This is a genomic window from Marinitoga sp. 1197, assembly GCF_001021165.1.
Lineage (GTDB): Bacteria > Thermotogota > Thermotogae > Petrotogales > Petrotogaceae > Marinitoga.
On record NZ_AZAY01000029.1, the window covers coordinates 1 to 9,336 of the forward strand.

Consider the following 9,336-nt stretch of genomic DNA (forward strand, 5'->3'; position numbering starts at 1 on the left):
CGACAGAAGAAATGGCAGCTGCGAGCGATAAAACAGCGCAAATGATACTGGAAATATCAAATGAAATAAACGAAATAACAAAAGATATAGAAGAAGAAAGCAAAGAAATAGAAAATGTAAATGAAAAAGCAGAAGAATTAGAAAAATTAGTAGAAGAACTAAACAAAAAATTGAATCAGTTTAAAATATAACAAATCCCATTCGGGATTTGTTATATTTTAATAATCCGAAAATAAAAAATAAAAAAAGATTGTCCAAAAGTCAAATTCACTCAGACAGCTTGATTGCTAATCCTTAAAATTATTCATTCTCAGCCGTCGTTCAGATTTTTCATCCATGAAAAAGCTTCACTCAAAAAAACGTCCTGTTTTTTTGACGGCTTTCATTCATAATTTTAAGGGCAATCTTCGAGTCTTCGTTTCATTTGAGACTTTTTAGACAATCTAAAATAAAAAAAGTTAATGTTCTAACAAATCCATTTGGATTTGTTATATTTTTTTTATTGTTATTAATTGGCAAAATGTAAAATTTTGTATATTTAACAGAATTTATGTTATAATTATTTCAAAAGGGGTGATATAGATGAAAGTATGGGAAACAGAAATTTTTGGCAGAAAATTAATTATTGAACATGGAAAAATGGCCAAACAAGCACATGGATCTATTTTATTAAAATATGGAAAATCAGCAATATTAGTTACCGCAACTGCTTCAAAAGAAGCAAAGGATGGAATTGATTTCCTTCCTCTAACCGTAGAATTTCAGGAAAAATTTTATGCAGTTGGTAAAATACCTGGTGGTTTTTTAAAAAGAGAAGGCAGACCAAGCAGTGAAGCTATTTTGTCTTCTAGATTAATAGATAGACCTATTAGACCTTTATTCCCAAAAGATTTTCATAATGATATACAGGTTATAGTTACAGCATTTTCAATGGATAATGATGACAGTATTGAAACCTGGGGAATAACAGGAGCTTCTTTTGCTTTGAATTTATCTCCTATTCCATTTGATGGTATGGTTGCAGGAGTTAGATTGGGATACGTTGATGAAAAATTTGTTGTGTTCCCCACTCAGGAAGAATTGAAAAATAGCAGAATGGATATAGTCGTTGCTGGAACAAAAGAAGCTATAACTATGGTTGAGGGGGAATCTTTAGAAGTATCAGAAGATGAAATGGTAAAAGCTCTTTTATATGCTCATGAGGCGATTAAACAGATTATAGAATTTCAGGAAAAAGTGGTTTCAGAATTTAATATAGAAAAATGGGAAGTGATTTCTCCTGAAATACCAGAAGGATTTGTTGAAGACTTTGAAAAATTGATAAATGATGAAGAATTAGAAAAAAGAATTTTGGTAAAAGGTAAAAAAGACAGAGACGATGCATTGGATTCATATAGAAAAGAATTATTAGAAGAATTCCAGACAAAATATGTTGAAAAATGGGATAACGAAAATTATGAGAAGTATAAGAAATTTTTATATGAATCTTTTGATGAAAAGATTAAAAAATTAATGAGAAAAATGATAATAGAAAAGAATACAAGAGCAGATGGAAGAAAAATAGATGAAATAAGACCGATTACATGTGAAATAGGGCTATTTGAAAAAACACATGGGTCTGCATTATTTACAAGAGGCGAAACGCAAAGTTTAGGAGTTGTTACTCTTGGCGAACCTATGGATGTTCAAATAATAGACACAGTATTTGAAGAAGGAGAACGCCGATTTATGCTTCACTATAATTTCCCTCCATTTTCTACAGGAGAGGTAAAAGGGTTAAGGTTAAGTAGAAGAGAGATAGGACATGGACATTTAGCTGAAAGAGCTTTAAAAAATATGTTACCTACCGAAGAAGAATTTCCTTATATTATCAGAATTGTTTCTGAAATATTAGAATCAAATGGTTCTTCATCCATGGCTACAGTATGTTCTGGTTCGTTAGCATTGATGGATGCTGGTGTTCCTATACCAAAACATGTTGCTGGTGTTGCCATGGGATTAATTTTTGAAGATGAAAAATTTGTTGTATTAACAGATATATTAGGTATGGAAGATCATCTTGGAGATATGGATTTTAAAGTTACAGGAACAAGAGACGGTATTACTGCATTTCAAATGGATGTTAAGGTAGCTGGAGTAAATGAAGAGGTATTAAAAGAAGCTTTAGAAAGAGCAAGAGTTGCCAGACTGCATATCTTAAACATTATGTATAATACAATTTCAGAACCAAAAAAAGAATTATCGCCATATGCACCTTTAATAAAAACAACGAAAATACCTATTGACAAAATATCAGAGGTTATAGGGCCTGGAGGAAGAGTAATAAAAGGAATACATAAAGATTTTGATGTTGAGATTTCTATAGATGATGAAACTGGATTAACAAAGGTAAGTGGTCACAATGTTCAGAATATAGATAATGCCATTAAATATATTGAAAGTTTAATTAAAGAAGTTAAAGAAGGAGAAGTTTTCGAAGGAAAAGTATCCAGGATAGAAAATTATGGATTGTTTGTTGAAATTATTCCAGGAAAATTAGGATTATTACATATGTCGAATTTAGGAAAAGATGCCAAAGAATTGTTAAAAAGTATCAAAATTGGCGATATTATGAAAGTGGAAATAATAAGTATTGATGATAATGGTAGGATTCAATTGAAAAAATTTGGTGAAAAGACAGCAGAAAGAAAGAATCATAGAAGAAAAAATTATCAAAAACCGGAGGAAAGAAATGATCATAAAAAGGACGCTGAATAAAGGATTAGATGTTTTATTAATTCCAAGAAATAATGTTAGAAGTGTGTCGATAATTGCTGTTATACGGAGTGGGTCAGCTCATGAACCTGCTGAACTTTCTGGAATATCGCATTTAATAGAACATTCAGTATTTAGAGGTACAGAAAACAGAAATATGGAAGAAATAAAAAGGCCCATCGAGGAATTTGGCGGGTCCTTAAATGCTTTTACAGGAAAGAATCTAACTGCATATTATGCAAAAGTTCCATTAATTGCGGCAAAGGTTGGAGTGGAAATTATATTAGATATCATATTTAATGCTAAATTTAATAAAGAAGATATTGAAAAAGAGAAAAGAATAGTTTTAGATGAAATTGCTATGTATGAAGATGAACCTGTTGAAAATACATTTGAACAATTAAATAAAATTATGTTTGCAAATGAATTTTCATTCCCTGTACTTGGCACAAAAGAGAGCGTATCTAAATTAAATTCACAAATGTTAAAAAAATATTATCTCGAAAAATATACTCCGCAAAATATAGTTTTAACTCTTGTAGGGCCAGAAAAAGAGTTAGAAAAGCTTTTGTTGGATATAGATAGATTGATTCCTGATAGAGAAGGAGAGAAATATCCATTTAAAAGTCCTATTTTCAATGAGAATATTAAAAAGGTTGAAAAAGAAAAAGAAGAACTTTCCCAAATATATATTGCATATTCATTTAAAGCTCCATCAAAAATGTCATCCGGTTTTTATCCTGCTGCAATTTTAAAAACATTTTTAGGAAGCGGAATGAGTTCGTTGTTATTTACAAAAATCAGAGAAGAATTGGGATTGGCTTATGAAATTACTGCAGATTATTCTGCTTATAACAATACAGGAACATTTACTATATTTGCAGCTACTGTTCCACAAAATTTTGAGAAACTCAATAACTCTATTAATGAAAATTTGAAAAATATAGATACATTTGAAAAATGGATAAAATATGGAAAGAAAAGGTTATCTGGTAGATATATGCTTGAAACAGAAAATGGGTTAAATTTTGGTTTTTTGGCATTAGATTATTATCTGTCTTTTGATAAACTAATTGATATAGATGAAATAGTAAATAAAATTAATGTCCAGAAAGATGATGATATAATTAATGTATCCAATGAGATTTTCAGTCAAAAACCATATATTTCTATTGTTAAACCAAAATAAATGGAGTTGGGATTTTGAAAGTAAAAATAAATAGTTTAACTCCAGGTATGATAATTGGAGAGGATATTTATAGCTTAAAAGATCGTTTGAATTTAAAGAAAGGGCAAAAACTTGATCAAAAAACAATTGATCAATTATTACGCAGTGATATTACAGAAATTGAAATTGAAGAATCGGAAACTGCAGTTGGATTTATACAAAAAAATTTTGAAAACCTTCCAAATATTGTTGATGAAGTTGTTTATAGCAAATGGATAAATTCTATTAATGACTTATTTCACCATTTTTCCAAAGAAGAACTTTATGTATCTTTAAACAATATAACAGAAGAAATATATAAGATATTGGATGTAAAAGAATATTTTGTTTTGAATTTTATGAACTCTTTTGGAAATGATAGTTTAATCTATCATTCCTTAAATACTGCTATAATAGTTTCTATAATTGCAAAAAAGATAGAAACCCCATATATTATGTATAAGCAAACTGTGAAGTTTGCGCTTATACATGATATTGGATATGCTATGTTAGACGAACGTATTATCAATGATTTTGAAAGTGAAGAGAGAAATGCTCTTATACATAATATAGTTGCTTATAAAAAACTACAGGATTTAAAAGCAACATTGAATCATGAAATTCTTGAAAGTGTATTATATCATCACGAAAGATATGATGGAAAAGGAAAGTTTCATTTAAAAGGAGAAAAGATACCTCCTCTTGTTAGAATTACACAAGTTGCTGATGCATATACATCATTAACAGAATTAGGATATACACCATATCAGGCATTATCATGGATATTAAAAAAGTGTGGATTTATTTTTGATCCATATTATGTTAGTTTATTATATGAAATTACTGGATATTATCCTACTGGCACAAAGGTTAAACTAAGTAACGGAACAGTAGGAATTGTTTTAAAAAGAAATGACATTGAATTCTTCCCCGAAGTATTAGTGGATAATGAAACGGTAAAAACTGGACCAGATACAAATATTTATATAAAAGAGGTGATTGAATGAAAATAGTACCTCTTAACAAAGCTAAATTTGGCATGGTACTTGCAATGGATATTCGCGATACAACTGGCAAAGTTATCTTAAAAAAAGGAACAGAAGTAAATGAAATTGTCATTTATACTTTGAAAAAAGCTGGAATCTTTAATATCCCAGTAAAGAAGTTAGATGTATTGAAGGAATTAAAAAAAGAAGCTGAAAATCATGGGGTTATAAGCAAAGAAAAACTTGATTTAAATTATAAGAGAGTAAAAGAAGTGTTTAAAACACTGGAAAAAAGCGGTGATATTGATATTGATTTGGTAATAAGTATAGCTGCATCTATAAAAGAAGATCTGGAAAACAATTATTCTAATCAATTATTTGTACCCTTAAAAAAGTTGAGGGATTTTGATGAGTATTTATATTCACATTCATTGAACGTTATGATTATCAGTTCTTTGTTGGCTATAGAAAATGGTATAATTGGAGATGAATTGTTAAATGTTTCTATTTCAGCTCTTTTACATGATATTGGAAAAACACAGGTTCCTATTGAAATCATGAATGCTCCAAGAGCTTTAACTGAAAGTGAAATGAACACAATGAGAAATCATGTACTATTTGGTAAAAAATTAGCTATAGAAAATAATATAAAAGACCCTAACATTATAGGTGGAATATATGAGCATCATGAAAGAATCGACGGAAGAGGTTATCTTGAAGGAAAGAAAAAGGAACAAATAACAACATTTGGTAAAATCATATCAATTGCAGATGTTTATGATGCTTTAACTAGCACAAGGAGCTATAAAGGCCCATGGACTCCATATAAAACCATATCTTTTATTTTAACAAATGTAGAAAAACAGTTTGATGGAACCTTTGCACAAGGTCTCATTAATGCTTTTGGCATTTACCCATCTGGAACAAGGGTTCAGCTTAGTGATGGAAAATTTGGAACAGTAATTGCATCAAATAGAACTAATAAAATACGTCCATTAATAAAAATAGATCACGGAGATACTATTGATTTAAGTGAGGAAAAATCTTTAAGAATCACCAAAGTATTAGACTATATCTATATAGAGTGAGGGATTTTTATGAAATTCTTACCTTTGAATAAAATCAAATCAGGTATGATTGTTGCTATGAACATAAAGGATTTTAAGGGGAATGTGCTTTTTAAAAAAGGAACAATTTTAAATAAAGAAAAAATAAATATTATTAAAAATAACGGTATTTTTAGAATACCTGTTATTGAAAAAAAAGCAGAGATAAAATCAGTGAGCGATGCCGCTCATGCACATAGTTTTATAAGTAAAGAACTTCTTGATAAAAGTTTTGAAAAAGTTAAAGATATTTTTGAAGAAATTATGAATACTGGAAAGATTGATATTGCTAAAATAGAAGAAGTTGCAGTAAATTTAACTAAAGAAATGCAAAAGAATTTTTCAGATAAATTATACGTTCCCCTAAAAAAATTAAAAACATATGACGAATATTTATACTCCCATTCATTAAATGTAATGATTCTTGGTTCCTTAATTGGATTGGAAAATGGAATGTCTGATGAAGAATTAACTGAATTAGCTTTAAGTGGATTACTACATGATATTGGTAAAGTTAAAATTCCTTTAGAAATTTTAAATGCTCCTAGAAAACTATCTTCTGAAGAATTTGAATTAATTAAAAATCATGTGTTATATGCAAAAGATTTTTTAGAAAATTCCGGTATAACAGATAAAAGAATTATAAATGGAGCTTTGGAGCATCATGAAAGATACGATGGTAGTGGATATATATTCAAAAAGAAAGGAAAGGATATTTCCAATTATGGAAGAATATTAGCTGTTTCAGATGTTTATGATGCTTTAACTAGTAAAAGGTGTTATAAAAAACCATGGACTCCATATAAAACATTATCCTACATATTATCACATGTAAATAAACATTTTGATCCATCATTTACTCAAAATTTAGTAAATGCTCTAGGACTTTTCCCTCCAGGAATGAAAGTTATGCTTAATGACGGATCAGAAGGAATCATTATAGCAACAAACAGATCAAATAAAATGAAACCCATTATAAAAGTTAATGATGATATTATTGATCTTCTTGAAGAAAAAAATTTAAGAATTACCAAAATCATTAATTACGAATATATTGAAGATCAGACTACTTAGAAAACTCTTTTATTCCGATTTCTAGATAATTTTGATTGTCTTGAAATAAAACCTTTTTATTGTTTAATTTAATAATTACATTTTCATTAATTCTCGAAAATACAGATCTTAATTTTCGAGGGTTTATTTCTATTAAATATTTATATTTAAATTTTAAATCTATTTTCCACGTAATTGTGGTATTTTTATCTTCTGCTAAAATATAAGACTCTTTCCCAAATATTAAATATATTCTTGTATTTGAAGGCAAAGAAGTATATATCTTATTTAAGATTCTTTTCAATTCTTTTAAATTTATTTTCTGATATTCTAAAAATTCTTTATCAAAATTCACTTTTATACGCACCGGGTCTATAGAACTACATAGATTAATATTCATCCCTTTTCCTTTAATTAATATGTCTGATTCATTTAAGTATAAACTTATCTCTTCATCACTTATTAAAGATAAAGATTTTATTATATGTCTTACAGTAACATATGGTATACTTCGTGAAATCGTTACTTCAGATTTCCCAAAACAAGTATACACTCCCATGTTATATCCATGAAACCATCCCCATAATTCTTTTTTATCATTGGTAAATATATTTACCAAATCTCCTTCCATAGAAGTTATACTACAAAAATCAAGATTATTCAAGAATTTTTTTAATTGTATTTTTGATATCAAAATAGGATTTTTCAAATTAAAGGAAGGCTTTTCTTCATTTTCCGCTTTTACATTCAAAGACATATTTTCTAAGTCCATTTTTAATCCCTCATCAAGAGCTAACATTCTAACAACTGGGCTTTTCTTTTCATCAAATCCTTTTAATAACCCCTTCAAATGTTGAATAGAGATCTTATATACCTTTTTAAAGGGAAAAAATTCTTTTGAAAAAAATATATCTGCTACTGCGCAACCATCAGTAATTGAAACTTTTAAAAATTTATCAAAATATAAATATAAATATCTATGAATAGGTTCGACATTACCACAAAATTTATCTGAAAATTCTACAACCTTTTTCAATCTTTTTGTTGGAATCCAGCCTTCCATATTAACCTCCCGATTCAAACTTTTCCTTTGTTATTGGTGTTCCTCCTATTAAATCAAATTTCAAATTCCTATAAGATCTATCAAATTCCGCAATAAGATATATTTTTTGTGAACATTGTGATCCTATATATTCCTTGTTAATTGAATATATCGCTTCACCATCATATGATGTTGAAAAATCATATCCTTTCCTTAAATAACTTCTAAATTTTTCTCCACAATTATTACATTCAAAATATAAAACGAGTGAATTTGATTCATTATAAAAAGGATTTTTAGATATATCTTTTTTCTTTTTTTTAAACCAGAACATATAATCGACCTCCAATTCGATACTAATATGATTATATCATATTTTCATAAAGCAAAAGATAAATATATTATAAATCTTAGTAATATGAAAAAACGAAGCATTTTGCCTGCGTAAATAGTAAAATAATAAAGGGCAAAATAAGAAATAGTTGAAAGATATGGAATATAATAATTTAATTTCAATATACTTATCTCTAATGAAAAATTATGTTTTGATTTTTATTATATTTTCAAATTTTTCTCTGTCAGGATTAATCAATTATAGTAGGTCTATTTTTTCGTAAGGAAATAATAGGAAATTAAGATATGGAAATGTGATATAATTCAAGTGTATAAAAATCAAAAAAAAAATTTAAACCGATGCCCGCGGTAGCGTGTATATAGCCGTAGGCGTGTAGCACCGGAGGTGAGCGACAGCTCAGAATTTTTTTGTTTTAATTCAAATCTAAAGTTTTTAATCCAATACCCTACCGAAGGTATGTTATACGGAGGTGAATCATGAGAAGATTCTGCACAAGTGGACCCGTTGATAAAAAGACCTGTTATTATGTAGAAAGACCAGATATAATGAAAGAAGCACTTGACCATATAGAAAATTGGAGATACTTTACAGTATCAGCGCCAAGACAAGCAGGAAAAACAACATTGTTAAAAGATATAGTTGAAAAAATAAAGGATAAATATATTACTATATTTTTATCCTTTGAAGATTATAAAAATATAAAAACAGAAGAAGAATTTATAAAAATATTTTATGAAGAAATCATAGATGAATTAAAAAGATATAATTATACTGTAAAAGAAGAATTGAATAATATAAGAGAAATAAAGAAAATATTTGAAAAGATATATGAA

At 28.1% G+C, this 9,336-nt stretch carries 8 protein-coding genes and 1 pseudogene; 7 read left to right on the top strand and 2 right to left on the bottom strand.

Features of this window, described 5'->3' with window-relative positions; translation table 11 throughout:
* The 6 genes and pseudogenes from X275_RS11720 to X275_RS08445 form a co-directional block, all read left to right on the top strand.
* Window positions 1-191, top strand: a pseudogene (locus X275_RS11720) (hypothetical protein); the annotation flags it as partial.
* Between the two features lie 391 nt (window positions 192-582).
* Window positions 583-2,757 (top strand): polyribonucleotide nucleotidyltransferase, encoded by a 2,175-nt coding sequence (pnp, locus tag X275_RS08425; RefSeq protein ID WP_047268408.1) that lies wholly within the window; start codon window positions 583-585, stop codon window positions 2,755-2,757.
* Window positions 2,732-3,943 (top strand): M16 family metallopeptidase, encoded by a 1,212-nt coding sequence (locus tag X275_RS08430; protein WP_047268409.1) that lies wholly within the window; start codon window positions 2,732-2,734, stop codon window positions 3,941-3,943. Before pnp ends, X275_RS08430 begins: the two co-directional genes overlap by 26 nt.
* 14 nt (window positions 3,944-3,957) lie before the next feature.
* A complete protein-coding gene (locus X275_RS08435) occupies window positions 3,958-4,968 on the top strand; it encodes an HD-GYP domain-containing protein (protein WP_047268410.1) in 1,011 nt (336 codons plus the stop codon).
* Window positions 4,965-6,035 carry an HD-GYP domain-containing protein gene (locus X275_RS08440; protein ID WP_047268411.1) on the top strand — a complete coding sequence of 357 codons (1,071 nt, stop codon included), beginning with the start codon at window positions 4,965-4,967 and terminating at the stop codon, window positions 6,033-6,035. The genes X275_RS08435 and X275_RS08440 overlap by 4 nt, the downstream gene beginning before the upstream one ends.
* A gap of 9 nt (window positions 6,036-6,044) precedes the next feature.
* The gene (locus X275_RS08445; protein ID WP_047268412.1) at window positions 6,045-7,127 is read left to right on the top strand and encodes an HD-GYP domain-containing protein; all 1,083 of its coding nucleotides are present in this window, start codon (window positions 6,045-6,047) and stop codon (window positions 7,125-7,127) included.
* On the opposite strand, the gene X275_RS08450 is transcribed toward X275_RS08445, so the two are convergent.
* Window positions 7,120-8,169, bottom strand: coding sequence for a hypothetical protein (locus tag X275_RS08450; protein ID WP_047268413.1), 1,050 nt, complete (start codon window positions 8,167-8,169; stop codon window positions 7,120-7,122). The genes X275_RS08445 and X275_RS08450 overlap by 8 nt on opposite strands.
* A 1-nt stretch (window position 8,170) precedes the next feature.
* On the bottom strand, window positions 8,171-8,482 hold the full coding sequence (locus X275_RS08455) for a hypothetical protein (RefSeq protein ID WP_047268414.1): 312 nt from the start codon (window positions 8,480-8,482) through the stop codon (window positions 8,171-8,173).
* Between the two features lie 497 nt (window positions 8,483-8,979).
* Here X275_RS08455 and X275_RS08460 point away from each other — a divergent pair.
* On the top strand, window positions 8,980-9,336 hold a 357-nt coding region (locus tag X275_RS08460; RefSeq protein ID WP_047268415.1), incomplete at its 3' end, for an AAA-like domain-containing protein.

Coding starts and splice junctions, on each gene's coding strand:
- X275_RS08455 (WP_047268414.1), bottom strand. CDS start 8,482: ATGTTCTGGTTTAAAAAAAAGAAAAAAGATATATCTAAAAATCCTTTT.
- X275_RS08440 (WP_047268411.1), top strand. CDS start 4,965: ATGAAAATAGTACCTCTTAACAAAGCTAAATTTGGCATGGTACTTGCA.
- pnp (WP_047268408.1), top strand. CDS start 583: ATGAAAGTATGGGAAACAGAAATTTTTGGCAGAAAATTAATTATTGAA.
- X275_RS08430 (WP_047268409.1), top strand. CDS start 2,732: ATGATCATAAAAAGGACGCTGAATAAAGGATTAGATGTTTTATTAATT.
- X275_RS08445 (WP_047268412.1), top strand. CDS start 6,045: ATGAAATTCTTACCTTTGAATAAAATCAAATCAGGTATGATTGTTGCT.
- X275_RS08450 (WP_047268413.1), bottom strand. CDS start 8,169: ATGGAAGGCTGGATTCCAACAAAAAGATTGAAAAAGGTTGTAGAATTT.